The sequence below is a fragment of the Arthrobacter sp. P1_B3 genome, assembly GCF_056406615.1.
Genome location: NZ_JBFTZV010000039.1, coordinates 12,965 through 29,151, shown reverse-complemented (window position 1 = coordinate 29,151; position 16,187 = coordinate 12,965). Strand labels below are relative to the sequence as shown.

The following is a 16,187-nucleotide window of genomic DNA, read 5'->3' as shown; positions in this document are numbered from 1 at the left end:
GAGTACTCGTGGGCTCGCTGACCTGCGGCGCCGTGGGCGACTTTTTCGGCCGGCGCCGGCTGATGYTCCTGGGCATCGCCTGGTTCTCCCTCGGAATGTTCGTTACGGCGCTGGCCACCACCGTCCCTGCCTTCGGTGCCATGCGCTTCGTCACCGGACTTGGCCTGGGAGTGGTCATTGCCACTGCCGGCGCCACCATGGCGGAGTTCGCACCCGCGGGACGGCGGCAGTTCTACAACGCAGTTGTGTACTCAGGCGTCCCAGCCGGCGGTGTGCTGGCTTCCGTCCTGGGCATCCTGTTCCTTGACAGCATCGGCTGGCGTGGACTTTTCATCATCGGCTCCCTGCCGCTCGTCATTCTCCTGCCTCTTGCCTGGCGCAAGCTGCCGGAATCACCGCGGTGGTTGCTCGCCCGGGGCCGTGAACAGGAAGCCGTGGCCGCTGCAAAGCGCACCGGCGTTCCGCTCATCGAAGAGCGGGAAATCCTGCAGGCCGGAGCGGCGCCGCAGAAGTCAGGCTTTGCAGCCGTCTTCTCCCGTCAGTTCGCGGTGGCATCCATGCTGCTGGGCCTGATGTCCTTCTCAGGCCTCCTGCTGACCTATGGACTCAACACGTGGCTGCCGAAAATCATGGAGGGATACGGCTACGGACGGACGTACGCCCTGTTTTTCCCGCTGGCACTGAATCTCGGAGCCGTGGCGGGCGGATTGCTCGCCTCCCGCCTGGCGGACAGGAGCGGTCCCCAGCGCATCATCGCCGCCACATTCGGGCTAGCCACCATCTCCCTGGCGCTCATGACCTTCAGCTTTCCGCTGCCGCTGCTTTTTGCCTTCATCGCTTTGGCCGGCGTAGGCACCCTGGGCACCCAGGTACTGGTGTACGGGTTCCAGTCCAACTATTTCACCACCAATGCCCGGGCAGCCGGTGTCGCGTGGTGTGCCAGCGTGGGGCGGTTGGGCGGGGTGCTCGGGCCGATCATCGGCGGCTGGCTGGCTGCTGCCGGAATCGGCGGATCCACTGCTTTTTACATCTACGGGGCTGTTGCACTGGTCGGCGCCGTAGTCACTGTCCTGGTCCCCCGTCAGCGCAAGCTGGAGGAGGCGGAGCACAAAGTCGAGCAGATCGCGGAAGGCCTTACCGAGAAAGCCCTTTCCGCTGCCCGGCTTGAGTAGCCGGCGCGGATTTGCCCGGCCCAATTCTGTCAGCAAAATGTACTAGTGGAGCCATTTGTGGTTATTCTATGAATAAATCGTCGGCTCTGGGCAGCACGCACGGACCTGACCGGGCGAAGGGCGGCACCGTATGGAAATCCGGCAGTTGAACTACTTCATTGCGGTCGCGGAGGAGCGTCACTTCGGCCGGGCGGCGAAGCGGTTGCACATGGCCCAGCCGCCTCTGTCCCAGCAGATCCGCCAGTTGGAAGAGCAGTTGGGAGCACGATTGCTTAACCGCACCACCCGCCGGGTTGACCTCACAGCGGCGGGCCAACTCCTGCTGGACCGCGGACGGCAGATCGTCAACGACGTCGAAACGCTCCGGGCCGACGTCTACCAGGTGGGCAAAGGCGCAACCGGAGTGCTTCGCGTGGGTTTCTCGGGCTCAGCCACGTACGGCCTCATGCCCCAGATCGCCCGCCTTGCCAAACAAGTCATGCCGGGCCTGTCCCTTGCCCTGAACGGCGAAATGCTCACGCCCTCCATGGAGGCGGGGCTGCGGGGCGGAACCCTGGACGCCGCGTTGCTGCGCCCGCCCGTGGCATCACAGGAGATCGACTACCGCGTCGTGACCCAGGAACCGCTCGTCGTCGCGATCCCGTCGTTCAGCGCCCTTGCCGTGGATCGGACCGTGGCAATGCACGAACTACAGGACCAGGACTTTATCGCCTACGCGCCCGAATCCGTGCTCTACCGCACCACCTCAGACCTCTGCCGTCAGGCGGGCTTCCAACCCCGCATCACCCAAGTGGTCGGCGAGACGTCCACCATGCTCGCGTTCGTGGCCGCCGGGGGCGGTGTGGCAGTCATGCCGGCCAGCGTGCGGGCCTTCCAGCTCGAAGGCGTCGCTTACCGCGAGATCGAAAACGTCCCACCGGTGGAACTCGCTGTGGCCTGGATGCGCGGACACCCCTCGGCCCTCTTACAGAACTTCCTGGACGTTGTAGATACGGCAACTGCCGTACCCCCGGCGCCTGCCCCCGGCCCCTAGCCCGTTTCCCCTTGATGAAAGGCTTCCCCAGTCATGAAGATCGCAGCCATTGAGGCCATTCCCTATTCGATCCCGTATCTCCATCCACTGCACTTCGCCTCCGGTTCCGTGCATGAGGCGGACCATGTACTCATCAGGCTTCGCACGGACGATGGCGTGGTGGGCACCGCCGACACCCCGCCGCGTCCCTACACCTACGGTGAAACGCAGAAGTCCATCGTTGCGGTAGTGGAGGATATTTTTACTCCCCAGCTGATCGGCGTGGACATTTTTGATCGCGAGAAGATCCAGATGATCCTGCACCGGACCGTCCACAACCAGACAGCCAAGGGTGCTGTGGACATAGCGGTGTGGGACGTGATCGGCAAGATGCTCGGACAGCCTGTGACTAAGCTGCTGGGCGGGTATTCCGACTCGCTGCGGGTCTCCCACATGCTCGGCTTCAAGCCCGCACAGGAGTTGCTGGCCTTGGCCCTGGAATTCCGTGAGACCCATGGCATCAACACGTTTAAGCTCAAGACCGGCCGCCGTCCGCTTCACCTCGACATCGAAGCCGCCCGGGTCCTGCGGGAGGGCCTTGGCGACGACGCCGAACTATACATGGACGCAAACCGCGGCTGGTCCGCCAACGAGGCCGCCGAGGTACTGCGGCGGACCGCGGACCTGGGCCTGCAGTTCCTTGAGGAACCCGACGATGCCCGCGAAGTCCTGGGCAGGCGCCGCCTGGTGGAAAACTCCCCCATCCCCATCGCCGCGGACGAATCCGCCGCCAACCTTGGTGAGGCCGCACGGGAAATCCTGACCGGTGGCGCGAACCTCCTGGCGGTGAAAACGGCCCGATCCGGTTTTACGGAGGCCGCCAAGATCGTCGGGATGGCGGAGGGTATGGGCATCGACGTCTACATTGGCAACCAGATCGACACCCAGGTCGGCACGGTCGCCTCAGTGGTCTTCGGCGCCGCATTTGCCCACACAGCCAAGCGCGCAGCGGAACTATCCAACTACCTGGACATGACCGACGACCTGTTGGCCGAACCGTTGGAGATCACCGGCGGGCGCATCCATGTGCCTGAAGGCCCGGGCGTGGGGACCGCCGTTGACGAGGACAAGCTCGCGCACTACCGCACTGACCGCTAGCCATACCTTCCACCGAGAGGACACCATGAAGTACCTGGTCCACATGGACGTCAAACTTCCCACCGATCTGCCCGCCGCTGAGGCCGCCGAGGTCAAGTCCAAGGAGAAGGCCTACTCGCAGCAGCTGCAGCGCTCCGGCAAGTGGCCGGAAATCTGGCGCGTCGTGGGGGAATATGCCAACTACTCGATTTTCGACGTTGATTCGAACGACGAGCTCCATGAGATCCTGCAGAACCTGCCGCTGTTCTCCTACATGGACATCTCGGTAGTTCCCCTCGCCAAGCACCCTTCCGACGTCAAGTAGCACCGGCGGCAGCGGCCTAAGCGCCGGCCGTGTTCCGGGTCAGTCCTTGGCCCGGAACACGGCCGCGAGTTCGCTGCGGGAGCGGATCCCCATTTTCCGGTAAAGCCGAGTCAGGTGGTACTGCACCGTCTTCTCCGCAAGGAACAGGGCCCGGGCCGCCTCCTTGTTGGTGGCCCCACCCGCCACCAGCTCGGCCACTGCCCGCTCTTGGGCGGTGAGCTGGGCGTGGTGGTCGCTGACGGCAGTCAGCACGGGGTCGGCCGGGTCGGGCAGGTTGCCGACGTCGAGGCCCGTCGCCTTGAGCTCCCGGTCGCACCGCTCCACATAGGTGGCTGCCCCCAGGGAGTCGTACAGGTCACGGGCCGCACGCAGCACCGAAGATGCGAGGCGCCGTTTGCCGGCCCGGCGCATGCTTTGCCCGAATGCAAAACTGATCCGCGCGCGCAGATACGGCCGGTTAAGCCCCCGGAGGTGTCCCAGGGCCGCCTCGAAGTGTTCCCTGGCCGTCTCAGGATCCCCCTGTGCAGCCAGGAGCCGGCCCCTCGCCCACGCCATCCGCGCCGAGTCGGAGGGAACGTCCCGCTGGCGCGGCACGCGCTCGAAAGCCGTGAGGAACGACTCGGCGGCGTCGAGCTGGTCGGTCATGACCAGGGCGTTGACGTACGAATCCTGCCACGGCCAGAAAGACACGCGGTCCTCGGTCCACGGGTCCAGCTCCGTCAGTGGCTGCAGCACAGCCAGGGCGCTTTCGTAGTCCGCCCTCGCCTCATGGAACCGGGCCCGGGCGAGGCTCGCCGGAACCTGCATGACACGGTAAGTGCCCGGTTGCACCGCGGCCTGGGAGACGTAGTAGCGGGCACGGTCCCAGTCGCCCCGCATGGACCAGAGCTCGGCCGCGGTCCAGTACAGCAGCGGGCGTATCAGTGGCATCCGAGATGTCTCGAGGCGCACGGAAGCACGCGTGATGGTGGCTGCGGCCGCATCCCAGTTGCCGAGGACGAGGTGGGTACGGGCTAGCCAGGCCTCCGCCCACAGGGAAATCCGCAGCGATCCGCCGCGATACTCGGTGGGAGCGGCGGACTCGAAATTCACCAGTGCCGATTCAGCGTTGTCGAGCCGCAGCGCCAGCCAGCCAGCACCCATCTGGACTCGCTGCTTCTGGGCGTTCTCGGCAGCATGGGCAAACGCCCGCTGGTAGGAGGCCTCCGCTTCTGCCGGCCTTCCCTGGGCATACAGGCCCAGGCCGTAGATCGCTTCTGATTCAACATGGGCGGGGGTTCCCGGCGCCGTGAGGGCCATGGCGCGCTCCGCCCACCCGGTAATCAGCGGACCGTCCCAGGAAGCCACCCCGTGCAGGACGAAACGCTGCGCCACCTGCGCTGCGGCGGCAGGTTCGCGCTCCGGGTTGCTGGTACGCCATGCCATCTCCAGCTGGGTTTGCGCGCTGTCGTTCTGGCCGGACACCGTAGACAGGTAGCCCAGCACCGAGGAGCGCAGCGGCGAGGAGGGCAGGGCGTCCACCGCACCGGCCCACATCTGCGCCCGTGCGATGTCGCCCGACCCTACGAGGGCATCGACGGCCCTCAGGAGCCTGTCGTTGCGGGAGCGGATGTCCAAGGAGAGCCGGGACGCGGAGAACAGCGCCGTTGAGGCGTCCTGCCATGCGCCCACCGTGGCCTGGCGGCGCGCAAACTCCTCCAGCTCTTCGGCCAGGGCCTCGTCTGGACCGGGTGTGGCCGAGACGCGGTGGCCCAACTGTTCACCCTCAGGCTGAACAGCCTCGGCGGCCAGCCGGTGAAGCGCGATGCGCCGGCTGGGAAGGATCTGTTCGTAGATGGCCTCAGCCGTGCCGGGGTCATGGAATACGACGGCGGAACTCGCCTGGTCAACGGACAGCCGCAGCAGCCCGGCGCGGTGTCCTTCGTCGAGGACCTCCATGAGGGAATCCACCCCGCTGACCCGGGAGAGCTCGGCCAGGCCAGCGCTGCGCCCAAGCACGGACGCAGCCTCCGCAATGGAGATCAGCCCGGGGGATGCGGCGTCCAGGATACTGCGCACCCTGGCCCTGATGCGGGAGGTCGGAGGCAGGGTCGGAAACCACGCCTGCCAGGTCTCCGCCGGCAGTTCCTGCAGCAGCTCCACGATCAGTTGCGGAAGCCCTTCCGTGTGCCGGACCAGCCCATGGGCCGCAGTCGCGCTGAGGTCTATACCGAACAGGCGCCGGGCGAGGTCCTGGACCTGCTGCGGGGAAAGCGGCTCCAGCGGAATCCGCACCACTTGGTGGCCGGTGAGGAAGTCGAGCACGCCTGCGGGGACACGCGCAGCGTCAACCAGGTTGAGTGTCAGCAGGAACAGAACCCTTTTTCCGTGCAGCCGGCGCATGACGAACGTGAGGATGCGCAAGCTCTCCACGTCAAGTTTATTGACGTCGTCGACGGCGACAACCACACTGCCGTGGGACTGCAGTCCTTCAAGGTGGGTGCTGAGGGTCGCGGCATAGTTGACCACTTGGGCCGCCGTGAGCGCTGCGACAGGGGCAGCGGCCAGGGCCGGGCCGCCGTCGTAATCCTTTGCCGAGCGCAGCGGCAAGGTGAGCATGAGCTGGGAGTAACCGGCGAGGGCAAACTGCGCCTCCCATTCATCCCCCATGGCGGACAGCACCCGGACTCCACGGGCCACAGTGCGGCAGTGCTCCAGGAAGTACTCCAGCACGGCAGTTTTCCCGGACCCGGAAGGGCCGGTAAGAACAACGGTGCCCACTTTGCCCTTGCGGACCCCGCGGAGGATTTCCAACAGCTCCCCGACGACCTCGGCGCGCCCCACAAGCGGTAGGTCCTCTGCCATATTCCCCTGGCTGGAGCCTGCCGTCATAGCCGCAAGTCTACCGCGGCGGGCGGCGTGGCTTTGGCGGCGGGCATCCAACCAAACACTTAGCCCAGGTCCCCGCCGGCGACTGGAAGGATGCTCCCGGTCAAGTAGGACGCTTCATCCGATCCAAGGAACACAATGGGCGCGGCCTGTTCATCCAGGGTGCCGTAGCGCTTCATGAAGGAAGACTCCATGGTTTGGTCGACGATCACCTGGTACCAGGCCTTCTCCGTAGCGGATTCGGCCTGCGGCCCCCGCATGACCTTGCGGGGCGGAGCCTCGGTGCCGCCTGGAGCAGTGGCGACCACGCGGATGCCGCGCCCGGCGACTTCCATTGCCAATGACTGGGTCAGGGCATTGACCCCGCCCTTCGCCGCCGCATACGGGACGCGGTGCAGCCCGCGGGTGGCCACGGAGGAAACGTTGACAATGGTACCCGAGCCCTGTAGCAGCATGGACGGAAGCACGGCCCGGCAGGTCCAAAGGGTAGGGAACAGCGAACGCCGGACCTCCTTCTCGATCTTGTCCTCGTCGTACTCTTCGTAGGGGCGGGCCCAGATGGTGCCGCCGACGTTGTTCACTAGCACGTCAACCCGGCCGTGGGCGGCAAGCGCCGCCTCGACGGCCTGCTGCGCTCCAGAGAAGGTCTCGAGATCAACGGTCACCGAGGTGGCCGAGCCTCCGGAACCGGAATCTTGGGCCGCTGCCACGATCCCCCGCGCCACGTCGTGGACCACGTCGGCCCGATCTACCAGGACGACGTTGCCGCCCTCGGCAGCAATGCGATGGGCGACCTTCTGGCCGATGCCCTGGCCGGCTCCTGTCACCATGGCCACCTTGCCAGCGTACCGGCCCGGGGTAAGGAACTGTCCCGCGTACGGTGCTGCCATTAGTGGGCCACTTTGGCGTCGATGGCCCCGGCCATGGTTTCCTTGGCGTCACGCGCATGGGCCGTGATGACTTCCCGCACCCGCTCCCTGTCCTGGCGCTCGAAGGCCTCGACAATCTCGAGGTGATCCTGCGTAACCCGCTCGAAGATCGGGGTTCCCGCCTCGAACGCAGCCGCCATCTGCGCGTGGACGTCAAGCCGGCGGTAGGACTCCAGCAGCATCGGGTTGTCGCAGATCATAAAGAGGTATTCGTGGAACTCCTCATTGGTCCGCGCGAACTCCTCCGGCTCCTGGATGGTGCCCCCGGCGACGGAGCGTTTGGTGGCCTCGGCGAGGCGCCGGAACTGTCGCAGCTGCTCTTCGCTGAGGCGGCCCAGCAGCAGCTCGCTCACGGCCAGCTCCAGGCCCATGCGGGCGTCCAGCTGTGCGAAGCTGTCCTCCTTGCGGAAATCCAGCCGGCCCGTCTCAAGCTTCGAGACTGCCTCGCCACGGCTCATCCTGTCGCCTTCTGCCGCGATCTTTGCGGCGTCCGCAGGCGCCCCTGTCTCAGCGTCGCCGCCGGTGGTTTCCTTCGGGGCGAACCGCTCGAAGTAGAAGTTGGCGGGCTTGATGCCCTCGGCGTCCAGCCACTTCGAAACAGCATTGACCATCGGAGGCGGACCGCATAGGTAGATGTCAACATCACCGTCGTTGAGGTGGGCGGGCGCGATGATCTGTGTGACGTATCCCGTGTGCGGTGCAGACGTCTCCGGCTCGGAGGCAATGTAGTCCCAAGTAAAGCCGGGGAGCTTCGCCTCGTATTCCCGCAGCCAATCCAGGCCCACAATGTCTGCCTCGCGGGTCAGGCCGTAAATCAGATGGACAGGGGTGGACGGTGGGTTCTCGGAGAGTTTCTCAAGGATTGACAGCAACGGGGCCAGGCCGGTGCCGCCTGCCAGGAGCAGCAAGGGCCGTTTGGGCTCGCGCAGGAAGAACGAGCCGTAGGGACCCGAAAATTCGATGGTGTCACCCACGGCTGCCCTGTCCCGCAGGTATTCCGACATGGCACCTTGCGGCGTCACCCGCACCATGAACGCAGCGTCCTGCACCTCTGGGCCGCTACTGAAGGAATAGGAGCGCTCCGCATCGGTTCCGGGGACCTTGAGGTTGACGTACTGGCCCGGGAGGAAGGCCAGGGCGTCCCGGTTTTCGACCTCCAGGGTGAAGGAAACAGTGGTTTCCGAGTGCCTGTTCAGTTCCTTCACGGTGGAAGTGAAGGTGCTGGCGGCCGTTTTGGCGGATTCCGAGGTGGCGGGGATCTGGATGGCCAGGTCGGATTCCGGCACCGCCTGGCATGTGAGCATGTACCCCTTGTCGAGCTCTTCCTCCGTCATGGCGTCGTCAATGTAGTCTCCCGGATCAAAGGAGCCGGAATCGCAAAAGGCCTTGCAGGTGCCGCAGGCACCGTCCCGACAGTCTGATGGAATGTTGATGCGTGCCTTGTATGCTGCATCCATCACCGTCTCGTAGTCGCCGACCTTGATGACTTTGGTGACGCCGTCCTCGAAGCTGAGGGCTACCTTGTGGCCCATGATTTCCTCCTGGCTGTGGGTCGCGTCGTCGCGGCCCGGGAATGTGCGGATCTGCCCGGTGGGCACGGATTTCTCAACGGCCGGGGCCGTCAGATCATGTAAACGTCCACCACGTGGTGGATGTAGTCGTTCTTCAGGACGACCTTCTTTTTGAGGATCACCGGCTCCCCGCCGGCCAGATCGATGGTGTAGAAGCTGGTCCCGAAGTATGTGTCCGTGGTGTTGTAGCGGAAGTACAGGGTGAACCAGTTGAAACGGACCTTCACCTGATCGCCGTCGTGCTCCTCGATCTCGATGTCGGTGATGTTGTGCCCGGTACGGGGCTCCGGGAGGGATGTGGCTGAGGACCGGTCCGTCTTGATCCGGAACACGCGGTCCTCGATGCCGCCGCGGTTGTCGTAGTAGATGAGTGATATCTCGTTCTGCGGGTCCTCGGTGAGCCGGTCATCCACGTCCCACGCAGGCATCCAGAATTCGGAGTCCGGGTGGTAGCACTGGAGCCACTCGTCGAACTGGCGGTCATCCAGCAGGCGGGCCTCCTTGTATAGGAAGGCACGGACAGTTTCGAGGGTGGCGATCTCCTCGGAGGTCTTGAGTGACGGGGCCGGTTTGGTCAGGTTGGTCATGGCGTTTTGCACTCTCTTTGTTCCAGGTGGTTTCGGTCAGGCAGTGACGGGAACGGCATCCAGTGCGGAGCGTTCCTCCACCACCAGGGCCCGGTCCATGACTTCCTTCCAGTACCCGTGCTGGATCGGGTAAAGCCCCTCGTCTTCCGTGCGCACGCCGGAAGCGATCACCCTGGACATGCCCAGCGCCTTGGCCTGTTCGTCCGGGCCGGCTATCTCATGGGTGGATCCGCGGGTCATGTCGTTCCAGGGCGCCGCTGTGGCCCAGTAGGTCTTGTTGCAGGACCGGAACTCCTCGAGGTCGTCAGGAGTTGCCATACCGGTGGCGTTGAAGAAGTCTTCGTACTGGCGAATGCGCTTGGAACGGTTCTCCGGCGACTCGCCCTTGGGAGCGATGCAGTAGATGGTGACCTCCGTCTGGTCCGCCGAGATGGGGCGGAAGTGGCGGATCTGCGAAGAGAACTGGTCCATGATGTACACATTCGGGTACAGGCAAAGGTTCCGCGAGATGTTGATCATGAAGTTGGCCTGCTCCTCGCCATACTTGGCCACAAGCTCATCGCGGCGGTCCCACAGAGGGCGATCCTCCGGGTTGGTCCATTCCTGCCACAGGAGCAGGTGTCCGTGGTCGTAGGAATAGAATCCGCCCTTGACCTTGCCCCACTTACCGGCATCCATGGCTTTCGTCGTGTTTGCGGAGTCGCCGGCGCTGCGGCGGGCTGTGGTGGCAGCATAGTTCCAGTGCACGGCCGTGACGTGGTAGCCATCGGCGCCGTTCTCGGCCTGCACCTTCCAGTTGCCGTCATAGGTGTAGGTGGACGAACCCCGCAGCACTTCGAGTCCCTCCGGCGACTGGTCCACGATGGAGTCGATCACCTTGGTGGCGTCACCCAGATGCTCTTCGAGCGGGAGCACATCGGCCTTGAGGGAACCGAAGAGGAAGCCGCGGTAGGAGTCGAAGCGGGCAACCTTGGTGAGGTCGTGGGAGCCTTCTTTGTTGAACGACTCCGGATAGCCGGCGTTACGGGAGTCTTTAACCTTCAGTAGTTCACCGGAGTTCTTGAAGGTCCAGCCGTGGAACGGGCAGGTGAAAGTGGTGCGGTTGTCCGTCTTGCGGCGGCACAGCATTGCGCCGCGGTGGGAGCAGGCGTTGACGATGCAGTTGAGGTTTTCGTCCTTGTCCCGGGTGATCACCACGGGTGTGCGGCCGATGTTGGTGGTGAAGTAGTCCCCCACGTTGGGGATCTGGGACTCGTGGGCCAGGTATACCCAGTTGCCCTCGAAGATGTGCTTCATCTCCAGTTCGAAGATTTCCTCGTCGGTGAAAATTTCGCGTTTGGCCCGGATCACGCCGTTCTCACGGTCGTCGATCACGGCGTCGGCAAGGACCTCGCGGACATGGGTCAGGTTCTCGGTCATGCGTGCTCCTTCATTGGAGAGTGCTGGACGAATGGGCGGCGGGTCCGGCTGGCGGGGTGCCCGTAGCGGACGTTAGGAGACCAGTCTTGCCGCTCGTGACCCCTCTCACATCAGGTAAATGCCTAGGTTCAACCAAGGGTGGTTTTATGTACGCATCATGACTAAAAAGCGGCCAAATCGATATTTGTAGCGTCCTTATTCGGGACCTACGATGAGACAGACATCACGCGATTACTGCGCCGCAGACGAGAAATACTGCCCCAGTGCTTCGCAGCGGGCGCGGGAGAACTTCCTGGCCCTATTCAATGAGGAATGTGGAGATCACCATGACTGAGACCCAAACGGACGCCCGCAAAGAGAATGAGGGCACTGCCATCGAAGCCGGCTCGAAGGCCACGGAGCGCTTCACCGCCTCGGGAAAGCTCTCGCGGCTGGATGTGCCGAAGGAAAGGGTGAGCCTGCTGGCGGGGGCACTCATTAAGGCCGCTAATGACATCGTCGTCGAACACCAGGTCACTTACGAGGAATACAACGCACTCAAAGCCTGGCTCATCAAAGTGGGAACTGACGGGGAGTGGCCGCTGTTCCTCGACGTGTGGCTGGAGCACACCGTGGAGGACGTCAACTCCCAGGATCGTCCCGGCACCGTGGGTACCATCGAGGGGCCTTACTACGTGCCCGGGTCCCCCGTACTCCCGACCCCGGCCACCGTAGAGATGCGTGAGGACGAGGAGGGAACGCCGCTGCACTTCAGCGGCCACTTCACCGATACGGAAGGTAACCCGATCCACGACGCCCAGGTGGAGATCTGGCATGCGGACAGCGCCGGGTTCTACTCCCAGTACGCCCCGGGCCTCCCCGAGTGGCTCTTCCGTGCCACGGTCAAGGCAGACGACGACGGCCGCTTCGAAATCAACACGATGCGCCCGGCTCCCTACCAGATTCCCACGGACGGGGCCTGCGGGCAGCTGATCAGCGCGGCAGGCTGGCATGCCTGGCGCCCGGCGCACATCCACATCAAGGTTTCCGCGCCTGGCTTCCAGCCTGTAACTCAGCAGCTGTACTTCCCCGGTGACCCGCACAACGCGGACGACATCGCCTCGGCAGTCAAGCCTGAACTGATGCTGGACCCCAAGACGCGCATGGATGGCGGGGCTGGCGAAGAAGTGGTCTATGACTACGTGCTCGCCAAGGAAGGCCAGCACAAGTAAGAAGCGACCGCTGACCGATCGGTGCCGGCGCCTCGGCCCGGTACCGGAGGCGCTCTGGAGTGCAAGCTCCAGGGCGCCTGCCTTTTGCCGCCGTTGTCAGGAGCCCGAATGCCGTCATCCCGTCAGGACCTACCCGCCGCCGCCCATGTGGAGGCCGTTGAGGCTCCGATGCCTCAACCGCTGCTGGAACGTCCGGGCGTTCGCCCCGCCAGCGTACGCCGGGTTCTCCGTGACCTCGGCCTGCCCTATTTTTCCAACGGGGTGATCGGCCTCATCTTCTCCGCATCCGGCCCGATGGCCGTTACCTTGGCCGTGGGAACGGCGGGAGGACTAACCGAAGGTCAACTCGCTTCTTGGGTGTTTGGCATCCTTTTTTCGGGTGGCGCGGCGACTCTGGTCATGTCTCTCCTCTATCGGCAACCCTTGGGCTTTGCCTGGTCCATTCCCGGGACGGTGCTGCTGGGTCCGTCCCTGCAGCACTTGTCCTTTCCGGAGGTGGTGGGGGCCTTCTTCACGTCCGGATTGCTCATCCTCGCGCTGGGTGCCACCGGCTTGGTCCGCAGGACCATGGCAATGGTGCCCATGCCGATCGTCATGGCCATGGTGGCCGCGGTGTTCCTGAAATTCGGCACAGACATTGTTGGTTCAACCCAGGCTAACCCTGTGGTGGCTGCCCCGATGGTGGTCGCATTCCTGGTCCTCACGGCCGTGCCCGCCCTGGGCAGGTTTCTTCCGCCGGTGCTCGGTACTCTTGTGGTTGGTTGTGTCGCTGTGGCGGCAAGTGGCCAATTTTCCATCCAAAAAGGCGGACCGGTTCTGGCCACCCCGGTCTTCACCCTTCCTGAGTTCACCTGGGCCGCCCAGCTCGAGCTGTTTGTTCCCCTGGCACTGACTGTGTTGTTCGTTCAGAATGGCCAGGGCATCGCGGTTCTCCGTGCTGCAGGCCACAATCCGCCGGTCAACGTCTTCGCCATCGTTTCGGGCGCGTTTTCGTTGATCAATGCCGGCTGCGGTGCTGTCTCAGCCTGCGTGACCGGTCCGACGAACGCCCTCATGACGTCCTCAGGAAGCAGGCAGCGTCAGTACACAGCGGCCGTGGTGTTCGGCGTCCTGGCCATGGCCTGCGCCGTCTTGGCTCCCACCCTCACCCGGCTTATGCTCGCCACGCCCAGAGAGTTCATCCTTGCCCTCGGCGGCATTGCCATGCTGCGCGCTCTCCAGCAAGCGTTTGTGAGCGCCTTCGCCACGACGTTCACACTGGGGTCCTTGGTGACATTCGTGGTGACCATGTCCGGGACGAACCTCGCCAACATTCACCCGGCGTTCTGGGGCCTGGTCATCGGCTACACGGTGTCCCGGGTGCTGGAGCGCCCGGACCATCAGGCAAGATCCTAGCCCGGCGTTTTCATGACCCTTCCGCCCCGGAATTCTTCAAGTTGAACGGTCCCAACGGGCGTTAGGCGCCTGACTGGTCGGTGGTTTACTTGGGTGGACGCCGATTCCTGAGTGTTGGTGGTGAGGGTGAGTTGCCGAAGCGTTGCGTTCGACCGGCGATTTGCGTCAGGCCACGGGGTCTTCTTCGTACCAGCCCACCCAGGCCGATGACGTCAGCTTGATAGCGGGCGTCGCCAGGTCCTCCTCCCAGAGGACCAGATCCTGTTTGCGGTTGAGATGGAACAGCAGTGCCAGGTGGTGTACCAGTGAAATCATGGAGTGTTTTCCTTCCAAGCAGCGTGCAGCAGCCGCTCCAGATCCGCAGCGTCGATGCTGCGGGGATTCGACGGCGGCACATGGGGCAGTATGAGGTCCACAGCTTCGGTGATGTGGTTTTCGCGAAGTCTGAGTTCCCGCAGGGTGCGCGGGGCGTCGAGTGATTTTGTAAAGGCGTTGCAGCCCGGTGACGGCGCCCGCGCTCTCCAGCGCGGCGGCGATGCGTGCTGCCGCTTCCGGCGCTGCGGCCACGTTGAGAGCAGTAACGTGCGGGAGTATCACGGCGTGCGTCTGGGCGTGCGGAAGATTGAAGGTTCCGCCCAGGACGTGGCAGATCTTGTGGTGCAGCCCCGATCCGGCCGAGGCGAATGCCGTCGCGGCCAGGAACGCTCCGCTCAGGGTCTGTTCCCTGCCAGCCGCGCCGAAGGGGTCTGCCTTGATAGCCGGCAGTCCGCGGGCGAGCAGGCGCATGGCCTCACCGGCGAGCGCCGCGTTCACGGGATCGGCGCGGGGTGCCCAGAGCGCATCGATGCAGTGCGCCAGGGCGTTCAAACCGGAGGCCACTGACAGTGCCACTGGCAGCGAAAGCGTCAGCCCGACGTCGTAAATCACCGACGCCGGCAGGACGCGGTCGTCGACGCCGGTGGTCTGGCGACGAGGAAGAAGACGTCTTTTCCGGCAGCATCGTGGTGGACCACGGCAATACCTCGGGATTCGGCACAGTGGAAGATCCGGCCTTGGTGGCCATCTACACGAGCGCCTTCAAGGAAGGCTCGGTGCACCAAGGGACACAAGCCCAGTCTCTCGCGTTCTCCACGGACGCCGGCGTGACGTGGAGCAAATACGCAGGCAACCCGGTGCTTGGCCGCGGCTCGGCCCATTTCCGGGACCCCAAGGTGTTCCGCTACGAGGGACCAGCCGGTTCCTGCTGGGTCATGGTGGCGGTGGAGGCCCAGCACCAGCAGGTTGTGCTGTACCGCTCGGCCAACCTCAAGGACTGGGAATACCTGAGCACCTTCGGCCCTGCAAACGCCACAGGAGGCGAATGGGAATGCCCCGACCTGTTCCCGCTCCCCGTCGACGGCGACCCGGACAACGTCAAGTGGGTCCTGGTGGTCAACATCAACCCGGGTGCCGTGGCCGGCGGCTCCGGAGGGCAATACTTCGTCGGCGACTTCGATGGGGTGCAGTTCACCGCCGACTCTGATTCACTCGTTCCAGCGGATGCCGACGGGACCACGGATCTCAGACACTGCCTGTGGCTCGACTGGGGACGTGACTACTACGCCGCCGTCTCCTTCAGCAACGCCCCGGAGAACCGCCGCATCATGATCGGCTGGATGAACAACTGGGACTGTGCCAACACCTTGCCCACGTCTCCGTGGCGCTCCGGGATGTCGCTTGCCCGCGAGGTCGAGCTCGCGACGGTGGACGGTTCGCCGCGCCTGGTGCAGCGCCCGGTGCTGCCGTTGGACTGTGGGGAGCCGACCCGCACCATCCAGGACGTGGAACTTCACGACTCCCTGTTGCAACTGCCCGACGCGGCGCCCGGATCAGCCCAGCTGATCGAGGCCGAAATCCTGCCCGGCACGGCCCGGACCGTTGCTTTCAGGCTTCTCGGCGCATCGGGCGGGAGCGCCGCAACGGTTCTCAGCTTCGATGCCGTTACGAGCCGGATCACCCTGGATCGCCGCAACTCCGGAAACACCGCCTTCCACGATAAGTTCGCGTCGGCTGAGTCGGCGCCAGTAAAGCTCGACGACGGCGTGCTAAGGCTCCGTGTAATCGTCGACCAGTGCTCCGTGGAGGTCTTCGCCCAAGACGGCTGGGTGGTCCTGAGTGATCTGGTGTTCCCCCTGTCCGGGAACCTGGGCACCGAAGTCCATGTGGAGGGCGGCACGGCCATTGTGCGGAAACTGGCCGTCACGGCCTTGTCCTAAACACAGCACCGCACTGCAGTGCCCACCCAAGGCCTGCCGGAACCAGGGCCAGCCACCGGCAGGGCCAAGACCGCGCAGCACGCGACGCTGTTTAGCCCGGCGGCTTTGTGCCGTATTTCCCTTACAGCTGCTCGTCTTTTTTCATGCGCGTGCTGATACTGGCCACAGCAAAATGCTACGCCGTAGTTTTGTACACGGTCAGCGGCTCATAGGTCGCTGACCTGCGCAAACAATGTGCCCTTCGGCCTCATCACCTGGTTCGGGTTCCTCTCCTGGGCATGCTTCTTCGCCGCCCGCGGCCAACGC

At 64.4% G+C, this 16,187-nt stretch carries 13 protein-coding genes and 1 pseudogene; 8 read left to right on the top strand and 6 right to left on the bottom strand.

Translation table 11 applies throughout. The annotated features are described in order from the left end of the window. The 4 genes from AC1D2F_RS22685 to catC form a co-directional block, all read left to right on the top strand. Positions 1-1,172, top strand: a 1,172-nt coding sequence (locus AC1D2F_RS22685; RefSeq protein ID WP_476967779.1) for an MFS transporter, incomplete at its 5' end; no start/stop codon positions are given. Positions 1,173-1,302: 130 nt separating this feature from the next. Beyond that, positions 1,303-2,205 (top strand): LysR substrate-binding domain-containing protein, encoded by a 903-nt coding sequence (locus AC1D2F_RS22680; protein ID WP_476967778.1) that lies wholly within the window; start codon positions 1,303-1,305, stop codon positions 2,203-2,205. A gap of 33 nt (positions 2,206-2,238) precedes the next feature. After that, positions 2,239-3,342 (top strand): mandelate racemase/muconate lactonizing enzyme family protein, encoded by a 1,104-nt coding sequence (locus AC1D2F_RS22675; RefSeq protein ID WP_476967777.1) that lies wholly within the window; start codon positions 2,239-2,241, stop codon positions 3,340-3,342. 25 nt (positions 3,343-3,367) lie between these two features. Continuing rightward, positions 3,368-3,646, top strand: coding sequence for a muconolactone Delta-isomerase (gene catC / locus AC1D2F_RS22670; RefSeq protein ID WP_476967776.1), 279 nt, complete (start codon positions 3,368-3,370; stop codon positions 3,644-3,646). Positions 3,647-3,685: 39 nt separating this feature from the next. Here the strand turns inward: catC and AC1D2F_RS22665 are convergent, their stop codons facing one another. The 5 genes from AC1D2F_RS22665 to benA are packed head-to-tail and all read right to left on the bottom strand — an operon-like array spanning position 3,686 to position 11,020. Next, on the bottom strand, positions 3,686-6,517 hold the full coding sequence (locus tag AC1D2F_RS22665; protein WP_476967775.1) for an AAA family ATPase: 2,832 nt from the start codon (positions 6,515-6,517) through the stop codon (positions 3,686-3,688). A gap of 59 nt (positions 6,518-6,576) precedes the next feature. After that, entirely contained in the window at positions 6,577-7,404 is an 828-nt protein-coding gene (locus AC1D2F_RS22660) for a 1,6-dihydroxycyclohexa-2,4-diene-1-carboxylate dehydrogenase (RefSeq protein ID WP_476967774.1), read from the bottom strand. Beyond that, on the bottom strand, positions 7,404-9,041 hold the full coding sequence (gene benC / locus AC1D2F_RS22655) for a benzoate 1,2-dioxygenase electron transfer component BenC (RefSeq protein ID WP_476967773.1): 1,638 nt from the start codon (positions 9,039-9,041) through the stop codon (positions 7,404-7,406). The genes AC1D2F_RS22660 and benC overlap by 1 nt, the downstream gene beginning before the upstream one ends. A gap of 23 nt (positions 9,042-9,064) precedes the next feature. Beyond that, positions 9,065-9,601 (bottom strand): benzoate 1,2-dioxygenase small subunit, encoded by a 537-nt coding sequence (gene benB, locus AC1D2F_RS22650; protein WP_364742510.1) that lies wholly within the window; start codon positions 9,599-9,601, stop codon positions 9,065-9,067. A 36-nt stretch (positions 9,602-9,637) separates the two neighbouring features. Beyond that, positions 9,638-11,020, bottom strand: coding sequence for a benzoate 1,2-dioxygenase large subunit (gene benA, locus AC1D2F_RS22645; protein WP_229992283.1), 1,383 nt, complete (start codon positions 11,018-11,020; stop codon positions 9,638-9,640). A 326-nt stretch (positions 11,021-11,346) separates the two neighbouring features. Here benA and catA point away from each other — a divergent pair, with 326 nt between their 5' ends. Then, on the top strand, positions 11,347-12,231 hold the full coding sequence (gene catA, locus AC1D2F_RS22640; RefSeq protein WP_476967772.1) for a catechol 1,2-dioxygenase: 885 nt from the start codon (positions 11,347-11,349) through the stop codon (positions 12,229-12,231). A 108-nt stretch (positions 12,232-12,339) separates the two neighbouring features. Then, positions 12,340-13,626, top strand: a complete 1,287-nt coding sequence (locus tag AC1D2F_RS22635) for a benzoate/H(+) symporter BenE family transporter (protein ID WP_476967771.1) — start codon at positions 12,340-12,342, stop codon at positions 13,624-13,626. A gap of 165 nt (positions 13,627-13,791) precedes the next feature. Here the strand turns inward: AC1D2F_RS22635 and AC1D2F_RS22630 are convergent, their stop codons facing one another. After that, positions 13,792-14,517: a dehydroquinate synthase/iron-containing alcohol dehydrogenase family protein gene (locus AC1D2F_RS22630; RefSeq protein WP_476967770.1), complete on the bottom strand. Its 726-nt coding sequence runs from the start codon at positions 14,515-14,517 to the stop codon at positions 13,792-13,794. On the opposite strand from AC1D2F_RS22630, the gene AC1D2F_RS22625 reads away from it, so the two are divergent. Both AC1D2F_RS22625 and AC1D2F_RS22620 read left to right on the top strand, forming a co-directional pair. Continuing rightward, positions 14,511-15,881, top strand: a complete 1,371-nt coding sequence (locus tag AC1D2F_RS22625; protein ID WP_476967769.1) for a glycoside hydrolase family 32 protein — start codon at positions 14,511-14,513, stop codon at positions 15,879-15,881. The genes AC1D2F_RS22630 and AC1D2F_RS22625 overlap by 7 nt on opposite strands. A gap of 234 nt (positions 15,882-16,115) precedes the next feature. Beyond that, positions 16,116-16,181 (top strand): annotated as a pseudogene (locus AC1D2F_RS22620) (DUF1097 domain-containing protein); the annotation flags it as partial. Between the last annotated feature and the right edge of the window lie 6 nt (positions 16,182-16,187).

What these genes read in the sequence shown, in the direction of transcription:
- AC1D2F_RS22660 (WP_476967774.1), bottom strand. Translation starts at nt 7,404, where the DNA reads ATGGCAGCACCGTACGCGGGACAGTTCCTTACCCCGGGCCGGTACGCT.
- catA (WP_476967772.1), top strand. Translation starts at nt 11,347, where the DNA reads ATGACTGAGACCCAAACGGACGCCCGCAAAGAGAATGAGGGCACTGCC.
- catC (WP_476967776.1), top strand. Translation starts at nt 3,368, where the DNA reads ATGAAGTACCTGGTCCACATGGACGTCAAACTTCCCACCGATCTGCCC.
- benB (WP_364742510.1), bottom strand. Translation starts at nt 9,601, where the DNA reads ATGACCAACCTGACCAAACCGGCCCCGTCACTCAAGACCTCCGAGGAG.
- AC1D2F_RS22680 (WP_476967778.1), top strand. Translation starts at nt 1,303, where the DNA reads ATGGAAATCCGGCAGTTGAACTACTTCATTGCGGTCGCGGAGGAGCGT.
- AC1D2F_RS22665 (WP_476967775.1), bottom strand. Translation starts at nt 6,517, where the DNA reads ATGACGGCAGGCTCCAGCCAGGGGAATATGGCAGAGGACCTACCGCTT.
- benA (WP_229992283.1), bottom strand. Translation starts at nt 11,020, where the DNA reads ATGACCGAGAACCTGACCCATGTCCGCGAGGTCCTTGCCGACGCCGTG.
- AC1D2F_RS22635 (WP_476967771.1), top strand. Translation starts at nt 12,340, where the DNA reads ATGCCGTCATCCCGTCAGGACCTACCCGCCGCCGCCCATGTGGAGGCC.
- AC1D2F_RS22675 (WP_476967777.1), top strand. Translation starts at nt 2,239, where the DNA reads ATGAAGATCGCAGCCATTGAGGCCATTCCCTATTCGATCCCGTATCTC.